Annotated in this window: 15 protein-coding genes; 3 read left to right on the forward strand and 12 right to left on the reverse strand. The window is 53.9% G+C overall.

Annotation, left to right across the window (positions count from 1 at the left end):
- Positions 1-148 precede the first annotated feature (148 nt).
- Together rsgA and asd are read left to right on the forward strand one after the other, a co-directional pair.
- Entirely contained in the window at positions 149-1,144 is a 996-nt protein-coding gene (gene rsgA, locus DWB84_RS10000) for a small ribosomal subunit biogenesis GTPase RsgA (protein WP_187409663.1), read from the forward strand.
- A gap of 18 nt (positions 1,145-1,162) precedes the next feature.
- Positions 1,163-2,032 carry an archaetidylserine decarboxylase gene (asd, locus tag DWB84_RS10005; protein ID WP_187409664.1) on the forward strand — a complete coding sequence of 290 codons (870 nt, stop codon included), beginning with the start codon at positions 1,163-1,165 and terminating at the stop codon, positions 2,030-2,032.
- Between the two features lie 45 nt (positions 2,033-2,077).
- On the opposite strand, the gene DWB84_RS10010 is transcribed toward asd, so the two are convergent.
- The 12 genes from DWB84_RS10010 to DWB84_RS10065 form a co-directional block, all read right to left on the reverse strand.
- Entirely contained in the window at positions 2,078-3,469 is a 1,392-nt protein-coding gene (locus tag DWB84_RS10010; protein ID WP_187409665.1) for an HD domain-containing phosphohydrolase, read from the reverse strand.
- 226 nt (positions 3,470-3,695) lie between these two features.
- A complete protein-coding gene (gene hemE, locus DWB84_RS10015) occupies positions 3,696-4,766 on the reverse strand; it encodes a uroporphyrinogen decarboxylase (protein WP_187409666.1) in 1,071 nt (356 codons plus the stop codon).
- A 55-nt stretch (positions 4,767-4,821) separates the two neighbouring features.
- Positions 4,822-6,240, reverse strand: coding sequence for an FAD-dependent oxidoreductase (locus tag DWB84_RS10020; protein WP_187409667.1), 1,419 nt, complete (start codon positions 6,238-6,240; stop codon positions 4,822-4,824).
- A gap of 76 nt (positions 6,241-6,316) precedes the next feature.
- Entirely contained in the window at positions 6,317-10,765 is a 4,449-nt protein-coding gene (gene gltB / locus DWB84_RS10025; RefSeq protein WP_187409668.1) for a glutamate synthase large subunit, read from the reverse strand.
- Between the two features lie 242 nt (positions 10,766-11,007).
- Entirely contained in the window at positions 11,008-12,528 is a 1,521-nt protein-coding gene (locus DWB84_RS10030) for an SPOR domain-containing protein (RefSeq protein WP_187409669.1), read from the reverse strand.
- Positions 12,529-12,586: 58 nt separating this feature from the next.
- Positions 12,587-13,684: a 3-dehydroquinate synthase gene (gene aroB / locus DWB84_RS10035; RefSeq protein WP_187409670.1), complete on the reverse strand. Its 1,098-nt coding sequence runs from the start codon at positions 13,682-13,684 to the stop codon at positions 12,587-12,589.
- 77 nt (positions 13,685-13,761) lie between these two features.
- On the reverse strand, positions 13,762-14,286 hold the full coding sequence (aroK, locus tag DWB84_RS10040; RefSeq protein ID WP_187409671.1) for a shikimate kinase AroK: 525 nt from the start codon (positions 14,284-14,286) through the stop codon (positions 13,762-13,764).
- A 2-nt stretch (positions 14,287-14,288) separates the two neighbouring features.
- Positions 14,289-16,463 (reverse strand): type IV pilus secretin PilQ, encoded by a 2,175-nt coding sequence (locus DWB84_RS10045; RefSeq protein WP_187409672.1) that lies wholly within the window; start codon positions 16,461-16,463, stop codon positions 14,289-14,291.
- A 5-nt stretch (positions 16,464-16,468) separates the two neighbouring features.
- The gene (locus DWB84_RS10050; RefSeq protein WP_187409673.1) at positions 16,469-17,020 is read right to left on the reverse strand and encodes a pilus assembly protein PilP; all 552 of its coding nucleotides are present in this window, start codon (positions 17,018-17,020) and stop codon (positions 16,469-16,471) included.
- Between the two features lie 4 nt (positions 17,021-17,024).
- Entirely contained in the window at positions 17,025-17,636 is a 612-nt protein-coding gene (locus DWB84_RS10055) for a type 4a pilus biogenesis protein PilO (RefSeq protein WP_187409674.1), read from the reverse strand.
- 2 nt (positions 17,637-17,638) lie between these two features.
- Positions 17,639-18,208 (reverse strand): PilN domain-containing protein, encoded by a 570-nt coding sequence (locus tag DWB84_RS10060; protein WP_187409675.1) that lies wholly within the window; start codon positions 18,206-18,208, stop codon positions 17,639-17,641.
- Positions 18,201-19,277: a pilus assembly protein PilM gene (locus DWB84_RS10065; RefSeq protein WP_187409676.1), complete on the reverse strand. Its 1,077-nt coding sequence runs from the start codon at positions 19,275-19,277 to the stop codon at positions 18,201-18,203. Before DWB84_RS10065 ends, DWB84_RS10060 begins: the two co-directional genes overlap by 8 nt.
- A gap of 157 nt (positions 19,278-19,434) precedes the next feature.
- Between DWB84_RS10065 and DWB84_RS10070 the strand changes: the two genes are divergently transcribed.
- Positions 19,435-21,948, forward strand: coding sequence for a penicillin-binding protein 1A (locus DWB84_RS10070; RefSeq protein ID WP_187409677.1), 2,514 nt, complete (start codon positions 19,435-19,437; stop codon positions 21,946-21,948).
- Positions 21,949-21,998: the final 50 nt, after the last annotated feature.

A 21,998-nucleotide genomic window follows, 5' to 3' on the forward strand; every position in this document is an offset into this window, starting at 1 on the left:
ATTAGGGGGACGTGACGGATACGGTTTGTAAGGAATATGGCGAAGTACTCTACAATACCGACGCTTTTAAGCGGTCGCGATCAACAAGTGTGGCGGAGATAGCTCAACCGCTCAAGTGACCAACTCATTCCGCAACCAAGGTTTTATTTTGGCTAAACGCAAACTGTCCAAACAACAGACAGAACGAGTACAGAAACGCCGCCAGGCTGGCGGCGACGTGCCGGACTCCACCTTGGCGGATCACCTGCTTGGCCCAGAGCAGGAGGGCTTGGTGCTCAGCCACTACGGCAAACACGCCGACGTGGAAGATGCCAACGGCACCGTGGTGCGCTGCCACCTGCGCGCCAACCTCGGCAACATAGTCGCTGGCGACAAGGTCATCTGGCGCGCTGGCGGCGACGGCGGCGTGGTTACCGCCCTGTTTCCCCGCTCCTCAGAACTCCACCGACCTGACGCCTTTGGCAAGCTCAAGCTGGTCGCTGCCAATGTAACTCAGATGGTCATAGTGGTCGCACCGGAACCCCAGGCACACGCGAATCTGATCGACCGCTATCTGGTGGTGGCAGAAAACCTGGAACTCGAACCACTTCTGCTGGCCAACAAAGCCGATTTGTTGACCGACGACGATCCCCTCGCGCAACTTCTCGCCGACTATCGCGCCCTGGGTTATGCAACATCCGCCATCTCCGCGCGCACCGGTCAGGGTATGGCAGAACTGCGCTCTTTGCTCGCCGGCAAAACCAGCATTTTTGTCGGCCAATCCGGCGTCGGAAAATCTTCGGTGATTCAGTCGCTGCTGCCGCACGAATCCATCAAAGTCGGCGAGCTGTCCGAGCAGGAACTCAAAGGCCGCCATACCACCACCCACGCGCGCCTCTACCATTTTCCGTTTGGCGGGGACTGCATCGACTCTCCCGGTATTCGCGAATTCGGCCTTTGGCATTTGTCCGCGCAACAGGTGGAGCAAGGTTTTCGCGAGTTTCGCCAGCACATACAGAACTGCCGCTTCCGCGATTGCAGCCATAACCAGGAGCCGGGATGCGCCCTGCGCGAAGCGGTCGAAAATGGAACCATCAGCGCCGCGCGGTTCCAAAGCTACCGCCAAATCTTGATCAGCCTCGACTCCGTCGAGATGCGCACTTAACCGTCATTTGAGTCCATCATGAATCGAAATCTGTTTATCGCCCTCCAGCGCCTTGCCCCTCAACATTTGATTTCCCGCGCAGCAGGTCTGCTCGCCAACACCACCAATCCCACCATCAAAAACCAATTTATTGGCTGGTTTGTCGACCGCTACAAAGTCGATATGTCGGAAGCCCTTGAGGAAAACCCGCTGGCCTATCCCAACTTCAACGCGTTCTTTACCCGCGCTTTGAAACCGACAGCGCGTCCAATTGATGGCAATCCTACCTCCGTCGTGTGCCCCGCCGACGGTGCTATCAGCCAGATTGGCCGCATTGAAGCCGGGCGCATTTTCCAGGCCAAAGGCCAGACCTTTAGTGTGCAGGAGTTGTTAGGTGGCAATGCCGAATGGGCGAACCAGTTTGCCGGCGGCAGTTTTGTCACCGTGTATTTGTCGCCGCGGGATTACCACCGCGTGCATATGCCGCTGGACGGCACTCTGACGCATATGACCTATGTGCCCGGCGATCTGTTTTCCGTCAACACAGTCACCGCCGAAGAAGTGCCGCGTCTATTTGCCCGCAATGAGCGGGTGGTGTGTCACTTTGATACAGCGGCAGGTCCAATGGTGGTCGTACTAGTGGGCGCCATGATCGTCGCCAGTATTGAAACCGTGTGGGATGGTGTAGTCGCGCCGCTGCGCCGCCGTGTTCGCACCACCCAATACAGCGGTGCCCAGCCAATTAGTCTGCGAAAGGGGGAGGAAATGGGGCGCTTCCTGCTGGGATCTACCGCAATCGTGCTGTTCCCTGAGGGCGCAGTGCAGTGGGATGAGCGCCTCGACGCCACTCATGTTGTACGAATGGGTGAGGCCATCGGGCAGCTGCAAACGGCCTCGACAAGTTTATAAAGACAGAAAACGGCTTAGCGGAAAGAAGACTGTTGGGCGGCAAAATCAGCCGCCGAACAGAGAGGTAAGACGCGCGCGGTTTTTCAGGAACGATAGGATCTTGCTACCAGACCGGCTCTGCAGGTATTGATCGCGAATGCCGGTGACATCTATGTCAAATGCACCTGGCTCCAAATCCTGCACAATTTCGATCCGTTCAATTTCACTCGGGTGATATTTACCCGAATCCAACTTTGCCTGCTTATCGACGTCGTCCTGCTCCATATCGAGAAAAACCGGCTCGTTGAGCAGGCGCTTGTAGGCATCGGTCACGATCATCACACGCGGCTTCAGGCGGCGTTTGAAGTTTTGCTCCACTACCACAGCCACTTCGCCGGTATTCAACTCGACCACTGTGCCAGTGGGGTACAGACCAATGGCGCGGATAAATTCCACCACCAGGTCTGACTGAAATTCGATATCCCGCAGCTCATAAAGCTTGGCAACGGCTTTGGAGGGCGACAGAGGTTTCTGCCCGCGGGGATTGGTGACTTCATCGTAGAAGGTCACTATGCCGGCGATTTTGCCGAGCAGCGGAATGCGATCGCCGCGCAAACCTTCAGGGTAACCACTGCCATTGACGCGCTCGCGGTGGGTTTTCACCACAGAGGTGACGCGCGGTTTAATGTCCGGCATCTTTTTCAGGATTTCCACGCCGTACTCGACAAACTTCTCGTAGGCTTCCTGCTCGGTGCGAGTGCGGTCGGATTTTTCGATCAGGTGTCTGGGCAGACGAGTTTTGCCAATATCTTTCAGCAACACCCCCATCGCCAGCACATCCAGATCCAATTTGTTCAGGCCGATGTGGCGGCCAAACAAAATAGCCAGAACCGCACAACGCACGGCGTGGCTGTAGGTGTACTCATCTTTTTCCCGCACCCGGGTCAACCAAGTAAACGCATCCGGACTGCGCAGGACGCTGTCGACCATTTCACTGGCAACGCGCTTGGTTTCACTCACCGGGACTGAGTGATGATCTTTTTCAATTTGCTCCAGCATCTTGCCAAGAGCGCCGTGCACTTCGCGGTGCAGGTTTTTGGCTTTCGCGATTTCCTTTTCCATAGGCACTGTCGGCACCGGATAGGTGTTTTCGCGAATTTTGATCGGCGCTACATCCGGCAGACGGGATGTCGAAATGCTGGGGCGCAAATCTTTGCGCACAGAACCGGACGGCGATTTGGACAGGGTTTTGAGATTGGTTTTTAACGGACTACTGCCTTTAATAACGTCGATATAAACGTGGCGGCAATAGGCTTTGAGTTCTTTGATTTCTTCCAATTCACGGACGTAGAACCCCTGCAACGGAAATGGGGTCTGAGTCCACGGGCGGTCAAGCCCGGAGATGAACATGCCAATGGTAACTTCATTGACATCCAATTTGAGTTGCTTAATACCCAAAGCTTTGTACCTCTCCCACAAAAGCGACTGCTACCTATCCAAAGTGGTCATTGAATAGACGAGCTGAGTATAAACTGGGCGATTGAAGGTCGAATAAACAGCTTGGCGCGAAATTTAAGCAATGCAAACCAGCGCAACGACTCAGTGTGAACTGTGTGGCCTAAGCCATATGGCCAGACCACTCTCCAAACTGAACCGGGCATCCGTTTTGTAATAGCTGACGTTATCAATCGGCTTCGTGATATTGCGCGGACAGTTCATGCACTGCGTTAATAAAGGCACCCGCATGTTCGGGATCCACTTCTGGTGTTATCCCATGTCCCAAGTTGAAAACGTGACCACTACCGCTGCCGAATGACTGCAGGATCTTGCCAACTTCCGCCCGTATCCGGGCCGGAGTGGCGTAGAGAATAGCGGGATCCATATTGCCTTGCAACGCGACATGAGAGCCGACGCGCGCGCGGGCAGAACCTATATCCGTAGTCCAATCCAGACCGAGTGCTTGCGCACCGGTTGCCGCCATGGCTTCCAACCACTGGCCGCCGCCTTTGGTGAACAGAATGACGGGCACTGGGCGCCCATCATGCTCCTTGATCAAGCCCTGCACGATTTTCTGCATAGGCTTGAGGGAAAATTCGAGATAGGCATCGTGGGCCAGAGCGCCGCCCCAGGTATCGAAGATCTGCACCGCCTGAGCACCGGCCAGAATCTGCTGGTTGAGGTAATCGATCACGGAGTCGCTGAGCTTATCCAGCAATTGATGCATCAATTCAGGTTGGTTGTATGCCAGAGCTTTGGCACGGCGAAAATCTTTGCTCGATCCGCCTTCCACCATGTAAGTGGCGAGAGTCCAGGGACTGCCGGAAAACCCGATCAAAGGCACGCGGCCGTTTAATTCACGACGAATGGTGCGCACAGCGTCGAGCACGTAGGGCAGGTCTTTTACGGTATTCACCACCGGCAAGGCTTCAATATCGGCGGCCGTGGTTATCGGCTTTTCAAAACGCGGTCCTTCACCGTTTTCGAAATACAACCCGAGGCCCATGGCATCGGGAATGGTGAGAATATCGGAGAAGAGAATCGCCGCATCCAATGGATAGCGATCGAGCGGCTGAAGGGTGACCTCGCAAGCGAGTTCCGGATTCTTGCAGAGGTCCATAAAGCTGCCGGCTTTGGCGCGCGTGGCGCGGTATTCCGGCAGATAACGACCCGCCTGACGCATCATCCAAACCGGCGTCACGTCGACGGGTTGACGCATAAGGGCGCGAAGAAATCGGTCGTTTTTGAGCTCTGCCATAATCCACCTTTTTTATAAGATCGTTATAGATGGCCGCGCTCAGGTACAACCTCCTTCACACGTCCAAATAATCAAGTATACCTTCTGCGGCGTTGCGGCCCTCCCAGATTGCCGTCACCACAAGATCGGAACCGCGCACCATATCACCACCGGCGAAGACTTTGGGATTGGACGTCTGGAATTTGTAAGTCTGTCGCTCTGGAGCGACAACGCCACCCCAGTCATTGACCTTGATGCCGAACTTCTCGAACCAAGGTGCTGGGTTGGGACGGAAACCAAACGCGATCAATACCACGTCCGCAGGCAGAACTTCCTCGCTTCCCGGAATGGTTTCCGGACGGCGACGGCCTTTTTCATCGGGCTCGCCCATGCGAGTGGTCACCACTTTCACGCCTTCCACCTGACCGTTGCCGACTATGGCCACAGGCTGGCGGTTGAAGAGGAACTGAACCCCTTCTTCGCGGGCGTTGGCGACTTCCCTGCGCGAGCCGGGCATATTCTCTTCATCGCGGCGGTATGCGCAAGTCACGCTTGCTGCACCCTGGCGAATAGAGGTGCGGTTACAGTCCATCGCTGTGTCACCACCACCGAGAACCACGACTCTTTTGCCGCGCACATTGATGAACTCGGAAGGATCTTTTTCAAACCCGAGATTGCGGTTCACATTGGAGATGAGGAATGGCAGAGCGTCGTATACGCCGGGCAAGTCTTCGCCCGGGAACCCGCCCTTCATGTAGTTGTAGGTGCCCATGCCCAGGAACACTGCGTCGAATTCTTCGAGCAGTTGATCCATGGAAATGTCTTTGCCCACTTCCGTGTTCAGACGGAATTCCACGCCCATTTCTTCGAACACCTTGCGGCGGCGAACCATGACGCTTTTTTCCAGCTTGAATTCCGGAATACCGAAGGTGAGCAAGCCGCCGATTTCAGGGTAGCGGTCAAATACCACAGGCTTGACGCCGTTGCGCACCAGAATGTCAGCGCAGCCGAGACCCGCAGGGCCAGCACCAACAACCGCGACTTTTTTGCCGGTGGGCACGACTTTGGACATATCCGGCTTCCAGCCCAGGGCGAAAGCAGTATCCGTAATGTATTTTTCCGCGTTGCCGATGGTCACTGCGCCGAAGCCATCGTTCAACGTACAAGCGCCCTCACACAGACGGTCCTGCGGACATACGCGCCCGCACACTTCCGGCAGGGTGTTGGTTTGGTGCGCAAGATCCGCGGCCGCCAGAATGTTGCCTTCGGAAATCAGCTTGAGCCAGTTGGGAATGTAGTTGTGAACGGGGCATTTCCATTCACAGTAAGGGTTGCCGCACGCCAAGCAGCGATGGGCCTGCCCTTTCGCCTGTTCTTCAGAGAACGGCTGGTAGATTTCGACAAATTGTGTCTTACGGACGTTGATATCCTTTTTGTCTGGATCCTGTCGGGAAACATCCAAAAACTGAAAATCGTTGTGTAAACGCTCTGCCATAGTTTTATCTCAGATACCGGAAGCGCACTCGGTGCGCCCGCAACTAATACCGAATACTTTTTGCACGATTAACTTGTTATTCACCGCGATTGCGGAAACTGGTCAACAAGCTGTTGATACTGGCGGCTTTGGGTTTAACCAACCAGAAACTGCCGATGTAATGGCCGAAGTTGTCCAACAGCTCTTGTCCCCACGCACTTTGGGTTTCTTCCACAAATTCGCGAATGATCCCGCGCAAGTGATTGCGATGTGCTTCCAGTTGCTCGGTGTTGATGCGGGTGATGTCCACCAGCTCGTGGTTGTATTTGTCGACGAAACGGTTGTTCCGGTCGAGAACATAGGCGAAACCACCGGTCATGCCCGCGCCGAAGTTAACTCCGGTCTCACCCAGAACGGTTACCACACCACCGGTCATGTATTCACAGCAGTGGTCGCCAGCGCCTTCCACAACGACGTGCGCACCAGAGTTGCGCACTGCACAGCGCTCGCCCGCCTGACCTGCGGCGAAGAGTTTTCCGCCGGTGGCACCGTAGAGACAGGTGTTGCCGATAATGGTGGTTTCATAGCTGGCAAAGGATGAGTTGCGCGGCGGACGAATCACGATCTTGCCGCCTGCCATGCCTTTGCCGACGTAGTCGTTGGCGTCGCCTTCCAAGTACAGTTCCAGACCGCCTGCGTTCCAGGCGCCGAAACTCTGTCCGGCTACGCCAGTGAAGCGTATGCGAATCGGTGCATCTGCCATGCCAGTGTCGCCATAACGTTTGGCGATTTCACCGCTGATGCGCGCGCCTATGGAGCGGTCGCAGTTGGTGATGGTGTATTCAAACTCGCCGCCGCTCTTGGCTTCGATAGCTGGCAATATGTCCTGCACCATGCGCAGAGCCATCAAACCGCGGTCAAACGGTTCGTTGCGCGGAACCTTACAGAACTGCGGTTTGCTGCGCAGCAATTCGTCGGTGTAGACGATGGGCGACAAGTCCAGTTTGGCTTGACGCTCGGTATCGCCTTTCACCACCTCCAGCAGATCCACGCGGCCGATCAGTTCACGCAGCGTGCGCACGCCGAGCAGCGCCATCCACTCGCGGGTTTCCTGAGCGACGAAGGTGAAGAAGTTTTTCACCATCTCAACCGTGCCTATGTAGTGGTCGCGACGCAGTTTGTCCTGCTGCGTGGCCACGCCAGTTGCACAGTTGTTGAGGTGGCAGATACGCAGATATTTACAGCCCAATGCCACCATGGGCGCGGTACCGAAGCCGAAGCTCTCAGCACCGAGGATGGCTGCTTTAACCACATCCAGACCGGTTTTCAAGCCACCGTCAGTCTGCACACGGACCTTGTCACGCAGGTCGTTGGCGCACAGCGTCTGGTGCGTTTCGGACAGGCCCAGCTCCCAGGGCGATCCGGCGTAGCGGATAGAAGTCAGCGGACTGGCTGCAGTACCGCCGTCGTAGCCGGAGATGGTGATCAGGTCCGCATAAGCTTTTGCCACACCAGCGGCGATGGTTCCCACACCTGGGCGCGATACTAGCTTCACCGATACCAGGGCATCCGGGTTGACCTGTTTGAGGTCGAAAATCAGCTGCGCCAAGTCTTCGATCGAATAAATATCGTGGTGCGGCGGCGGCGAAATCAGGGTAACGCCGGGCACGGAGTAACGCAGGCGAGCGATCAACCCATTGACCTTGCCGCCGGGCAACTGACCGCCTTCACCCGGTTTGGCGCCCTGGGCGATTTTGATCTGCAACACTTCCGCGTTGACCAGGTAAGCCGGGGTCACACCGAATCGGCCGGATGCCACCTGCTTGATCTTGGAAACCTTGTTGGTGCCATAACGGGCCGGGTCTTCACCACCTTCACCACTGTTGGAGCGGCCACCCAGGCTGTTCATCGCCTCGGCAAGCGCTTCGTGAGCCTCAGGCGACAGTGCCCCGAGTGACATACCGGCGGAGTCAAAGGCTTTCAGCACGCTTTCGATTGGCTCCACTTCTTCAAGGGGAATCGGTTGAATGCCGGGCTTCAACTTGAGCAGGTCACGCAAGGTGGCAACCGGACGGTTGTTGACCAGAGCGGCGTAATCACGCCAAGCGGAATAGTCACCGGATTGCACCGCGGCGTGCAGAGTCTGCACCACGTCCGGATTGAATGCGTGGTACTCCTGGCCGTGCACATACTTCAACACGCCACCGTGGCTGATCGGCTTGCGCTGTTTACGCGCGTCCGCCGCCAGGCTTTGCTGATCCGCTTCAAGGTCCGCGAAACAAGCACCTTCGATACGGCTTGGCGTGCCGGGGAAGCAGGTATCGACCACATTGCTGCTCAAGCCGATGATTTCGAACAGTTGTGAACCACGGTATGAAGCAACGGTGGAGATACCCATTTTCGACAGGATTTTGAGCAAGCCTTTGTCGATGCCTTTCACGTAGTTTTTGTAGGCCGTGCTGATATCCACCAACAAGTCACCGGCTTGTACCAAGTGGTTGATGATGTAGTAGCTCAGATACGGATAAACCGCAGTCGCGCCATAACCGATCAGGGCGGCGACGTGGTGTGGATCGCGCGCTGTGGCGGTTTCCACGATGATATTGGCATCGCAACGCAAGCCTGCGTTGGTCAACGCGTGATGCACCGCGCCGGTAGCGAGCAAAGCGTGAATGGGCAGTACGCCGTCGCCAAAACCGAGGTCAGACAACACAATGATTACTTGACCTGCGCGCACACCTGCAGTGACATCTGCGACCAAATCAGCCAGCGCCTGCTCCAGATTCTTTTCTTCCGGACGGTATTGCAGGCTGTATTTGCCGATGGTGTAGCGAGTCTGGTCGACCGCCATCAGAGCGCGATATTTCGCGGGCGATAAAACCGGGCTGCTGAGGATGATGCGGTTGGCGTGCTCCTCCGTCTCAGAGAACACGGAGAGCTCGCGTCCGAGGCAGGTTTCCAGCGACATGACGATCGCCTCGCGCAGAGGGTCGATCGGCGGGTTGGTTACCTGGGCGAACTGCTGGCGGAAGAAATCGAAAAGAACGCGGCGTTTTTGCGACAGCACCGCCATAGGTGTGTCGTCACCCATGGAGCCGACGGCTTCCTGACCGGATTCCGCCAGGGGACGCACTACCTGATCACACTCCTCAAAAGTTGCGTGATACATCTTCATGTAGGCTTTGACTTCTTCAGTGGACAAGCCGTTTTCCGCAACGTCCACGTCCAGGCTCGACTCAATACGCACCGCGCGGTTTTTCAACCACTCCTGGTATGGGCGAGACTGCTTCAACTGGTTGTCGATATCCTGAGTGTGCAGCAGTTTACCGGTCAGGGTATCCACGGACAGAATCTGGCCGGGTCCCAAACGACCTTTGGCGACCACGTCTTCCGGCGCATAGCTGTAGACGCCGATTTCAGACGCGACTGTGATGGTGTCATCTTTGGTGATGACCCAACGGGACGGACGCAAACCGTTGCGGTCGAGCGTACAAACCGCGTAGCGACCATCGGTGATCACCAGACCTGCCGGGCCATCCCAGGGCTCGATATGCATGGAGTTGTATTCGTAGAACGCCTTGAGATTTTCATCCATGGTTTCCACGTTTTGCCACGCTGGCGGCACCAGCATACGAATGGCTTTGTGCAGTTCCATGCCGCCGGTCAGCAGGACTTCCAGCATATTGTCGAGACTGGAGGAGTCGGAGCCTTCGCGGTTGACCAGAGGCGCAATTTCTTCGAGGTTCGGCAGGAATTCCGACTGGAATTTGGAGGTACGGGCGACAGCCCAGTTGCGGTTGCCGGTGACCGTGTTGATTTCACCGTTATGCGCCAGCAGGCGGAATGGCTGAGCCAGTGGCCAGCGCGGCATGGTGTTGGTGGAAAAGCGCTGGTGGAACACGCAGATTGCAGTAGCGAGGTTCTCGTCCGCCAGATCCGGATAAAAGCGCGGCAGGTCGACCGGCATCATCAGCCCTTTATAGGACAGCACGTTGGCTGACAAGCTGGCGACGTAAAAAGCGCTGTCATCGCGCAGCTGCTTTTCGGCAAGGCGGCGGGCGACAAAAAGCTTCGCGTTCAGCTCATGATCTGAGGCCGCGTCGCTGTTAACGAATAAGTGATAAATATCAGGAACGCTGATCTTGGCGATAGGGCCGAGACAGCTGTGATCAGTAGGCAGTTTGCGCCAGGCGATGTCGGTTAACCCCTGCTTGGCGAGACTCTCAGCCACCACTTGTTGGGCGTGGGCGCACTGCTCGGCGTCACGGCTCATCATGATGGAGCCGACGCCATAACGGGCCGACAATTCAAAACCGGCATCGCGCTTGGCAACCATGCGCAGGAAGGCGTCCGGCTTCTGGATCAACAACCCGCAACCGTCACCGGTTTTACCATCAGCGTTAATACCGCCGCGGTGCGTCATGCAAGTCAAAGACTCAATGCCGGTTTTCAGCAATTTGTGGCTGGGCTGGCCCTTGAGGTGAGCAATCAAGCCAAAGCCGCAGTTATCTTTGAATTCATCTAACCGGTATAGACCAGTGTTCATAGGCTGCTTCACTTCATCCAAACAAAGTTGATAAACGCATCCAGAGGCCGCCGCTGGGGACTGCCAATGGCAAACACGCTCAGAAACCTGGTAACTCTGTGAATGGGAGAGCAACGATCCTTAGACGAAAAAGCCCCTTTGAAAGGGGCTTTGCCGAACCAATTCGGGCGCAGCATGCTGCTTGTTAACGCTGGACGTGATAGCGCGCGGGGGGTTGGGACCGGTCATGGATCTCACCAAAGTTAGCGACTTTTGCGGATCTCCTGTTGAACCTGTTCCAGCTTTTTGGGCCAGGGTCCCCCTTCACGCTGCCTGATCGGTAGATTCACCACCGCTGCCGCAGCGGAATCTTTGTCTGCATAGAATCCTTCGACCAGAATGTAAAGCAGCTTGTTATCCCGTCTCGTCCTGTATACGAGCAAGTTGGCTGCGTTCGGCTGCTGCGCGACGAAAGACATCAGCTTCTCAAGATCTAAGGTCGCCATCAGTTGCAGCACGTACGCATGAGACGGGTACGCCAACAGTTGTTTCTCCGATTCCGCCAACGAAGCCGGTGAGCGACGCTCAGGAGAAGAACTCTGCGGGGCAGCTGTCGTTCTTGCTACGCTGGGCGCGGAAACCTCCTCACTTGGCACAGAACCAACGGTCACATCGCGAGTTTTATTATCAAAATTCGCGCCAACTTCGGGCATTTTTTCCCCATCTAGTTCCGAGGTCGCCGTTTCGATTTGTTCGCGGGACGATTCCGGCGCCAGCCCTTCCGACTTAGAATCTGATTGCGCTAGGTTTGGCGCGGCCTCTAGCGATGCGACCACTGACTGCGCCTGGTCAGGAACCGATTCGGCGTCGGGCAAATTTTTTTTCATTGGCGCCGTTTGCGCCGCCGGAATTGGCGCTAAAGGCACCTCAATTGGCGAAACAATTGATCTATCTTGGTGCGACTCGCCTGGAGATCGCACCAAAAATGCCCACACCAAAACCACACACAGAACCAACAACGCAGCCAAATGACCCCAGGGTAAACCGCGCAACGAAAACACTTTTTGAAAGGCTGGTTCAGGTTGCGAGCTCATCTCTTTAGCCAGTGAAAGAGCAGCCCCGGGCAGGCCCTCCGCCTGCCTCCAAATAAGTTGAACATCCTGCGCAGATCCAGGTGCGACGCCTAGATTTGCTTGGTGTGATTGCAAAAGCTGGTGGATCTCGGTCGGGGAAAATGGCGGGAGAGCTGCGTCATGGACGGCAACATCCAGGACCTGGAGGTCGTCGAGATGATCGACAAACCCCGGCTGAGCAAACAGCACCACATGCAGCCCAATACCTGGTTCTGCATCCCCTTGCAGTATGCTGACCAGAGCCCCCAATTCAGAGTCGCCCAATTTTTGGGCATCATCGATTATCAATACGGTGCGTAATCGCTCCTTGTGAAGCGATTGCACGAAGCCCCTTAACATGGAAATTAATTGCCCGACGGATGCGTCCTGCGCAGGGCGCAAACCTATCTCTTCCACGACAGCACGGAAGAAACTTTCCGTGCTCTCGCCATCCTGTACCTGCACGCCGATCGTCGTACTGCCGAGGCCGTTCTCCACAGAATGGCGGAAGAAAGTCGACTTACCCGCCCCCGGCTTTCCATGAATAACTTGTATGCTATTGCCGAACTGGGCCAGATAAATGATCTGCTGTCGCAATCCCTGCCAGCTCGGAGGAAAAAGCACACCAGAATCCACTCCTTTGGTGCCCTGATGATTGTTCACAACAGTCATATATCCTCTCGGTGCGACGCAGCCTATTTAACGTGAGCAATAAAAGTCAGCGACAAGGTCAAAGCCGCTGCAGTTGCGCCAAAAGAGCGTTTTGATCAAAGTCTGATGTCACGACCGCGTTACCAAAGCCCTGCAAAAGCACTAAACGGAGATTGCCATCCAGCACTTTTTTGTCCACCGCCATGTGGCGCAGGAAGGAGTCTGCCGTCATTTCTTTGGGGGGCTCGGTAGGCAAATTCGCTTTTTTCAGCAAATCGATAGTGCGAGTCAGGTAGTCTCGCTCCAGCCATCCCAGATCAACCGACAGCTCGCACGCCATCACCATACCGGCAGCAACGGCTTCACCGTGCAACCAGGTGCCGTAGCCCATTTCCGTTTCTATAGCATGACCGTAGGTGTGACCGAGATTGAGAATGGCGCGCAGGCCGCCTTCAAACTCGTCTTTACCGACCACATCGGCCTTGATTTCACAGGAGCGCCGGATCGCGTAGGTCAGGGCCGCCGGATCGCGCTGGTTTAGCGCGTCTATATTGGATTCCAACCATTCAAAAAAGGCGGCGTCAGCGATCAAACCGTATTTGATCACCTCGGCAAGCCCGGCAGCATATTCGCGCGGCGGCAGGCTATGTAATACGTCTGTATCGATCAGCACGGCCTTCGGCTGATAAAAGGCGCCGATCATATTTTTGCCCAGAGGATGGTTAACCCCGGTTTTGCCACCGACCGAAGAATCGACTTGCGACAGCAAGGTGGTAGGAATCTGCACAAATTGCACGCCGCGCTGATAAGTTGCTGCAGCAAACCCGGCCATATCGCCGACAACACCGCCTCCCAATGCCACAATGGCCGTGCGGCGATTGTGTTTTTCCGCCAGCAATACGTCGTATACCTGCGCCAGCGTCTCCAAGGTTTTGTAGCTCTCTCCATCCGGCAAGCGCACGACCGAGATCTGCGCCCCGGGGTTAAAACTGCGTAATAAGTCGCGCACCTGCGTCTCGTAGAGCGCAGCTACAGTTGGGTTGGTTACTATGCAAAATTGGCGGGCGCCAGAGAGCGGTTGCAGCAGTTCCGGTTTTTTCAAGACACCGGAACCAATATATATGGGGTAGCTGCGGTCATCCGACAAAGCCACCTTCAGCTCAGAAAAGGAAGTCATAACAAGAAAAGGATTGGCAAAGGGGGAGCCAGATTAAGCAGTTCCCCTCCGGCAATCAAGCAAATCGCCTTACAAACTCACAAGGCGCGCTGTTCTGCCGCCATCCATTGGATAATGTGCTGCACGACCCACTTACTGCTCCGACCATCTGTCTGCAGAACATAATCAGCAAGTTGGCGATATAAAGGGTCGCGTTGCGTCAACAATTCCTGAATACGAGCCCTGGGATCGGCGACTTGTAACAAGGGGCGTTTTTTATCTTTGGCGGTGCGAGCCAGAAGCTGGTCTATAGAGGCGGTTAAATAAATCACCGTTCCCAGGCGCTTTAACCTTTCATGATTTTCCGGGCGGACCACTATGCCTCCACCCGTGGCAATAACATGACGCTCGACGCCCAGCAAAGAATCCAAAATGGCCGTTTCGCGCGCACGAAAGCCCGCCTCCCCTTCTACATCAAATATCCACGGAATATCGGCGCCTGCGCGCTCTTCAATCAAGTGGTCGGTATCGACAAAGGAAAAGGAAAGGCGGGATGCGAGGTAACGTCCAACTGTTGACTTGCCGGCCCCCATGGGACCGACAAGTACGATATTTCCAGTCACGTTTAGTCGTCCACTCCGTTGGACATAATACGCGGAGTGATAAAAATCAGAAGCTCGCGCTTATCTTCACTGGTCACGTCTTTACGGAACAGGCGACCCAACACCGGTATATCACCCAAGAACGGCACCTTCGATTGTGCCGTCAGCACGTTGTTCTGGAAGATACCACCGAGCACAACCGTCTGACCGTCTGGAACCAACACTTGAGTTTCCAACTTGGTCACTTCGATAGTTGGACCTGCTGAAGTATTTTCACCCGGCGAATCCTGGTTGATCACGAGATCCATGATGATCTTGTCGTCTGGAGTGATTTGCGGCGTTACATCCAGTCGCAACAGAGCTTTCTTGAACGAAATACTTGCTGCTACACCACCGCCAGCACCACCCGCACCTGTAGTAGCCGTTGCATCGCGATAAGGAATCTCGGTACCGGATTCAATGCTCGCTTGCTGCTTGTCACCCGTAATGACTTTCGGCTGGCTGACAATTTCCGCATAACCACTATCTTCAAGGGCAGACAACTCCAAGCCCAGGAACATATTGTTACGAATGATATTCCATGCGAATCTTGAAGCAGTATCGCCTCTAATCCCCATATCGAAGAAAGGATTAGTGGTAATTTCCACGTCATCACCGTTTATTTCGATATCGTCAGCAGTCAGATACTTGCCAGTCAGAATATTACCGCCGTGGCGATCACGCGGGCTGACGTGACCAAAGAGTGCTGCGCCCAATTCTTTTCTAAAGTCGGTATTGGCAATAACGATTCGAGCTTCGATCATCACCTGACGAATCGGGATATCGACCTGATCGATCACCTTACGGAAAGCCGCGATTTTCTCTTCGGTATCGGTCAGGATAATGGAGTTGGTTCGATCGTCAACGATCGCATGACCACGCTCAGAGAGAATACTACCTGTAGTATTTCGATCCTGAGCGGAACGAGATGTACCTGCACCCGCACCACCCCTTTCACCATATTGTGGGATGAACAGATCAAACAGCTCACGCGCATTGGCATAGCGCACACGAATGTATTCGGTTCTGAGCGGAGCCAACTCCTGCAGTTGTTTTTTGGTTTCCAGTTCCTGGCGTTCGCGTTCGGCAATCTCAGCCGCTGGCGCAACCATCAACACATTACCAATTTGACGTTTATCCAGACCTTTGGTTTTCAACACCAAATCCAAAGCCTGATCCCAGGGCACATTGTCCAGACGCAAGGTAATATTGCCTTTAACGGTGTCACTGGCTACCAGGTTCAAGTCGGTCACATCGGCAATCAACTGCAATACGCTGCGCACTTCAATATTTTGGAAATTGAGCGACAGTTTTTCACCGGTATAAGCGAATTGTGCTTTTTTCTCTTCGAGTTCAGCGCGAGTCAGAGGCTTAACACTGATCACATATTCGTTATCAGCCTGATAGGCCAAATAATCGTATTCGCCAGAGGCTTTGATAGAGAGCGAAGAACGAACACTGTTAGAGGACGCAGCTACAGTCTTAACTGGTGTGGCGAAATCAGTAACATCCAGTTTACGTCTCAACTCATCAGGCAGAGCGGTCTGCATAAAGCTCACATCAATACCGCCCGCAACTTCTTCAATATCGATGCTGACATTGGGATTGGTGAGTTGGACAATGATGCGACCCTCGCCGGTTTCGCCGCGGCGAAAATCAATAGAGGAAATTGTTGATTTCGCACGATCAAATTTGTTGGTGCTTTTGGTTGTTGCGGCAACCACAGGTGCGCGAGTAGTTTCAGCACTTCTAATGACATCGGCTTCAGCAACCGATTGCTCGGACCCAACCTCGATAATGAACTCATTCCCTTCTTTACGTGTCGTATAGGGAGACAACTGGTCCATATTAACGATCAGGCGAGTTCTGCCGCCGCTGGACACCACCACAGCACTGGAAACATCGCCGATATTCATTGCGAATTTTTTCTGCGCCAAGGTGTTATCCGTGTTATCAAAGTCCAACACAATTCGCGCTGGCTTTTCGATGGTGTATCCCGCAGGGTCGGATGGCAGTTCATCAAACTGCAAGCGCAACTCGACTTTTTCTCCTGGCAGTTCTGCAAATCGAACGTTTTGTAATTCCGCCGCCCATGACAGTGCCGGCATAACGCAAGCACTCAACAGAAACCCAGCGATTTTCTTATGTTGAACAAACATGCCAGTTATTCCTTCTCAGATAATTTCAAAGTGCGGGGGCGCTGCAGCCAACCGCCAAGACCGTCGGACACAATTTCGATCAAGTCGAGCTGCGTCGGCGATGCGGACACAATTTTGCCGTGGTCTTTACCCATATAGTTGCCCACCGTGACACGATTAATGCCGCCCACACCATCTTTCACTAACGCCCAGAAACGTCCTTCTTTCTGCAATGTCCCAACCATGGTCAGGGAATCCAGGGCAAATGTTTCGAGATACTCTTTCTCACGCCCAAAATCCGGCTTCACTTTGGGGTCCGTGGACTGAACAATCTCTTTAACTTCCACAGGAGCATCGAATGGACTGCGCATCGCCGTTACGTTGTAGACATAAGCGTCATACGTGCGCAGCGGCGGCAAGGGTTCGATCGTTCCCTGAGGTTTTGCTTTTACTTCGTTGATATAGGCTCGCAAATCTGCGTGACTGTCGCCGAAGGAGCACCCCACTAACGCGAGGAGTCCACAAGAGGCAAGAAGCACAGGCAGCCGCGCCAACCCTTTTACTAATGTTGTAACCATCCGCCTATTCCCGCTCTTTATATCTGTATGTTTTCGCTTGAATAGTCATGGAAAGATTGCCTGCCTTTTCGTCACGTCTAATGTCGAAATCATGCAGGGTCACAATCCTTGGCATTCCAGCAACACCACTCACAAATGCTCCAAATTCGTGATAACCCCCGGACACTTTGATTTCGATCGGCAGCTCCACGTAAAACTCAGATGAGATTTCCGGCTTCAGGGTAATACTTTCAATCGCCAAACGACTGTCGATGCCTTTTTCATCGATGTCTTCGAGCAGTCCAGGTACTTCTGTATCTTTGGGCAGTTGTTTCTTGAGCGCTTCAAAGGACTCTTCCATTTCTGCCATTTGCTGGCGATATTTTTCGAGATGCGCAGCTTCAAAAGCCTTCTTCTCGAAAGTCGCTTTTAAATCCACTTCTTTGCGCTGGGCGCCGGCCAATTCCAAATTTTTGTCTTTGACCACGACAAAATAGGTCCCAGCAATAATTACCGCGCAGGCCAACAGACAAACAAAAATTCGCGCAGGTACCGGCCAGACGCCTATCCGCTCCCAATCCAGATCGGAAAGGTTCAGATTCTTTAGTTGTTCTGCGTATTCAGCTATGCCAGCCATAATTAAGCACCACCTTCCGGTTTATCGTTCGCAGGCAAGACCGCGTTGAACTGGAGGGAAAACTCTGATGCCTGATCGCCATATTTGCTGGAAGCCGTGATGGATCTCAAATTGGGATTGGCAAACCACTCAGACTGATCGAGATTGCGCATAAAACTAGAGACACGGTTGCTGGACTCAGTCACACCCTTGACCGATACCAAGTTGCCCTGGCGTGTTAAATTAGTAAAGAACAAGCCGTCCGGTACTGCACGCACGATTTCATCAAAATAACGCACAATCGTCGGGCGAGTTCCCTGCAGATCCTGGATAACTTTCATACGCGCGATAAGTTGCTCACGCTTTTTCTTCAATTCATTGATTTCCTGAACTCGCTTGTCCAAAGCGGCAATTTCGCTTTGCAATAGCTTGTTGCGTTCGTTTTGATTTTCGATTGCACCGTCGACAAAACGCACCCATCCGAACGCTACTACCGCAGCAAGTATGCTTACACCGGCTAATTGGGTGAGAAACTCTTTCTTTTTTTCCTGGCGATATTCTTCGCGCCAGGGTAGGAGGTTAATTCTAGCCATCGAAATCAAAACTCCTCAGAGCCAATCCAGTTGCGATCATTAGTGCGGGAGCGTCGTTCGCCAATGCAGCGGCGTTCACGCGGGAAGAAATGGACATGTTGGCAAACGGATTGGCAACACTGGCAGAAGTACCGAGCTTTTCTTCAATCAGTTCTGCAAGTCCTGCCATAGAAGCAACTCCCCCTGCCAGAATGATGTGATCCACATCGTTGTACTGGCTAGATGAGAAAAAGAACTGCAGCGAGCGGGTAACCTGCTGAACAACGGAATCTTTAAAAGGCTCAAGCACTTCCGGTTCATAATCGTCCGGCAGGCCGCCTTGCTTTTTAGCGAGCCCAGCTTCTTCTTCAGACAAACCATAACGGCGCTGGATTTCTTCCGTCAGCTGGCGGCCGCCAAACAGCTGTTCGCGCGTATAAACTGTTTTGCCATCAACCAATACGCTCAAAGTCGTCATGGTTGAACCTATATCCACTATCGCGACCACTTGATCCTGCTGATCGGCCAACTGATCACGGATCAGCGCAAACGCGCGCTCCATAGTGTAGGCTTCGACATCCACAACTTTGGGATGCAGGCCTGCAAGTTCGAGCACCGCAGAGCGGGTCTCCACATTCTCTTTACGGCAGGCAGCCAACAAAACTTTAACTTGATCAGGGGATTTGTCCGAAGGTCCTTGAATGTCGAAATCGAGAGCGACTTCTTCTAAGGGATAGGGAATGTATTGATCGGCTTCGAGAGAAATCTGCAATTCCATAGCATCTTCACTAAGTCCCGCGGGCATCTCGATAACTTTGGTGATAACGGCGGAACCCGGTACTGCTACGGCGGCATCTTTGAGTTTTGTTCGGGAGGACTGGATGGTGGATTTAATCGCCTGGGCAACGGCCTCGACATCATTGATATTTTTTTCAACGACCGAGTTGGCTGGCAATGCGCGTACTGCGTAATTCTCTACACGGTAGCCACTGCCCTGGCGACTCAACTCCAGCATCTTAACTGTAGTGGAACTGATATCCAGGCCAAGCATGGGTTTTGTTTTTTTATCCAAAAAACTGAGAAGGCTCATTTTTCTATCTATTTCCACTACTTAGCTGATGTTTATGGTATAGCACTTTAACAAAAGCCTGCAACTTAAGGCCGCACGTGTAAAGTGTGAAAAAGGTCTTATAATAACCAGCTTGCTGAAACGCTATACAACCAGAAACCAACGCAGACCTTTCTACATGAAATTCAAACGCGTGTTATTGGCTCTCTCCTGGCTTTTCTTCGCCGTTATAGGTGGCTCCCTAACAGTTTTAGCTGGAGTCCACTTATACCTTAGCCCATCTTTGCCATCTGTGGAGAGTTTGCGTGATGTTCGCTTACAAACTCCACTGCGTATTTATTCTAGTGATGGCAAGCTTATCGGGGAGATCGGCGAGATGCGCCGCACACCCGTTAAGTTCCAGGAGATTCCTCAAGGCTACATTGACGCCTTACTATCAGCGGAAGACGCTCAATTCTACTCCCATCATGGCGTATCAATTAAGGGACTTATGCGAGCATCTTCACAATTATTAATGTCTGGAGACATCCAGGGAGGCGGCTCCACGATCACCATGCAAGTTGCCCGGAACTTTTTCCTCACCAAACGACAGGAGTTCAAGCGTAAATTTAACGAGATCTTACTCGCTTTGCGCATCGAGAGGGAACTGTCGAAGGAAGAAATTTTGGAGCTGTACGTCAATGTTATTTTCCTAGGCAATCGCGCGTACGGCATCCAGGCAGCCTCCCAGGTTTATTATGGGAAACCGCTCGACCAACTTTCCATCGCCCAACTGGCCACATTAGCAGGCCTTCCCAAAGCTCCTTCTACTATTAACCCGTTGGCCAATCCCACCCGCGCCACCGAGCGCCGCAACTGGATCCTCGGTCGTATGCTGGAACTCAACAAAATCGATGAGGCGACTTATCGAGCCGCCATTGCTGAACCGGTGGTGGCGAAATATCACGGCACGCCACTCGATCTGAATGCTTCATATGTTGCCGAAATGGCACGCCGGACCGCGGTCGAAATGTTCGGCCCGCAGGCTTATACCGATGGGTATCGAATCTACACCACTGTGGACAGTGAGCTGCAATCCGCCGCCCGCCAAGCCGTGATCGTCGGCTTGCAGGACTATGACAAACGCCACGGTTTCCGCGGCCCAGAACAAAAACTGCAAATCCCTGAAGAAGTGACCAAAGCGGCATTGGAAAAACAAGTATTAGAAGAGCAATGGGTGCAGCCAATCCGAACTGCGCTACAGGAATTGCCGGCGTACGCCGAGATGCAGCCCGCCGCCATAATTGCTCTGACCGAGCAGGATGTTCACTTCTTATTACGCACTGGTGAGACGGTCAGCCTTCCGTGGGAAGGCGATATGTCGGAGTGGCGCCCTTATGTTTCCGTCAACCGCGTAGGTCCCAAGCCTAAACAACCCGCGGATCTCCTCGAAGTCGGCGATGTTGTCCGCCTGTGGCGCGACCAGGACAATCAGTGGAAGCTGACTCAGATTCCCCAAGCGCAAGCGGCCATGGTGGTGCTTAACCCACGCAATGGCGCCATTCTGGCTTTGGTCGGCGGACTGGATTTCCAACAGAGCAACTTCAACCGAGCAATTCAAGCCCGTCGCCAGCCTGGCTCTAGCTTTAAACCCTTCCTTTATACCACTGCGCTTGAGAACGGCTATACAGCCGCCAGCCTCATTAATGACTCACCGATCGTATTCGACGACGCCAATCTGGAATCCGCTTGGCGACCGGAAAATTCCGGTGGTGACTTCTTAGGGCCAACTCGATTGCGCAAGGCTCTCTATCTATCGCGCAATCTGGTTTCCATTCGCCTGTTGCAATCGATTGGCATTGATAAGGCTCTGGCAGGGCTAGGCCGATTCGGTTTTGATGCGAGCGCCTTCCCAAGAGACCTTTCCATCGCACTCGGCAGCTTTGGCGTGACGCCGCTCAATGTCGCTCAGGGTTACGCGGTCCTGGCCAACGGCGGCTACAAGGTGGATCCTTACCATATAGAACGGATTTTGAATTTTGATGGCCAGCCGGTTTATGAAGCGCGCCCCGCAACCGTGTGCCGCGGCTGTACTGATGACGACGAAGAATATTCTGTCAGCACCAACGATCCCTTTTCCTTCTCCGGTGATCCCTTTGAGATCAATAAGGAATTGCGCGATCTCGTCGGCGGCCTGGAGCCGCAAGACTACCCCCGCGCTCCCAAAGTGGTCGATGATCAGGTGGCCTACATCATGGATTCCATCCTTAAAGATGTGGTGCAACGAGGAACTGCTACCAAAGCCAAAGTCCTCAAACGCTCGGATATCGCCGGCAAGACTGGAACAACCAACAACGCAACTGACGCTTGGTTTGGCGGATACGGTGGCGATCTGGCTGCCGTGGCATGGCTGGGTTTCGATGACACCACTACTCTGGGTCGACAGGAGTATGGCGGTACGGCCGCCCTGCCCGTTTGGATTGAATTTATGCGGCAGGCTCTGCGCAACCGGCCGGAAATTCATCAACCCCAACCTCCGGGCTTAGTCACTGTGCGCATCAACCCGGACACGGGCAAGCGCGCCCGCGCAGACGATCCTAATGCAATCTATGAAATATTCCGCAGCGATCATGTGCCCGAGTTCGACTCGGGGAATGGTATAGAGTCACCCTGGCAGGAAGCGGATAAGGTTAGAACAGAATCTATCTTCTGACGCGAGGGGCGCAAGCCTCTCAGCCAGAAGCAATAAATAAGAAGGAAGAA

The organism is Saccharophagus sp. K07 (assembly GCF_014336955.1).
Taxonomy (GTDB): domain Bacteria; phylum Pseudomonadota; class Gammaproteobacteria; order Pseudomonadales; family Cellvibrionaceae; genus UBA5868.

Excerpts from the sequence above, each read along its gene's own strand:
- asd (WP_187409664.1), top strand. The coding sequence starts at position 1,163 with ATGAATCGAAATCTGTTTATCGCCCTCCAGCGCCTTGCCCCTCAACAT.
- hemE (WP_187409666.1), bottom strand. The coding sequence starts at position 4,766 with ATGGCAGAGCTCAAAAACGACCGATTTCTTCGCGCCCTTATGCGTCAA.
- DWB84_RS10020 (WP_187409667.1), bottom strand. The coding sequence starts at position 6,240 with ATGGCAGAGCGTTTACACAACGATTTTCAGTTTTTGGATGTTTCCCGA.
- gltB (WP_187409668.1), bottom strand. The coding sequence starts at position 10,765 with ATGAACACTGGTCTATACCGGTTAGATGAATTCAAAGATAACTGCGGC.
- DWB84_RS10030 (WP_187409669.1), bottom strand. The coding sequence starts at position 12,528 with ATGACTGTTGTGAACAATCATCAGGGCACCAAAGGAGTGGATTCTGGT.
- aroB (WP_187409670.1), bottom strand. The coding sequence starts at position 13,684 with ATGACTTCCTTTTCTGAGCTGAAGGTGGCTTTGTCGGATGACCGCAGC.
- DWB84_RS10045 (WP_187409672.1), bottom strand. The coding sequence starts at position 16,463 with ATGTTTGTTCAACATAAGAAAATCGCTGGGTTTCTGTTGAGTGCTTGC.
- DWB84_RS10050 (WP_187409673.1), bottom strand. The coding sequence starts at position 17,020 with ATGGTTACAACATTAGTAAAAGGGTTGGCGCGGCTGCCTGTGCTTCTT.
- DWB84_RS10055 (WP_187409674.1), bottom strand. The coding sequence starts at position 17,636 with ATGGCTGGCATAGCTGAATACGCAGAACAACTAAAGAATCTGAACCTT.
- DWB84_RS10060 (WP_187409675.1), bottom strand. The coding sequence starts at position 18,208 with ATGGCTAGAATTAACCTCCTACCCTGGCGCGAAGAATATCGCCAGGAA.
- DWB84_RS10065 (WP_187409676.1), bottom strand. The coding sequence starts at position 19,277 with ATGAGCCTTCTCAGTTTTTTGGATAAAAAAACAAAACCCATGCTTGGC.
- DWB84_RS10070 (WP_187409677.1), top strand. The coding sequence starts at position 19,435 with ATGAAATTCAAACGCGTGTTATTGGCTCTCTCCTGGCTTTTCTTCGCC.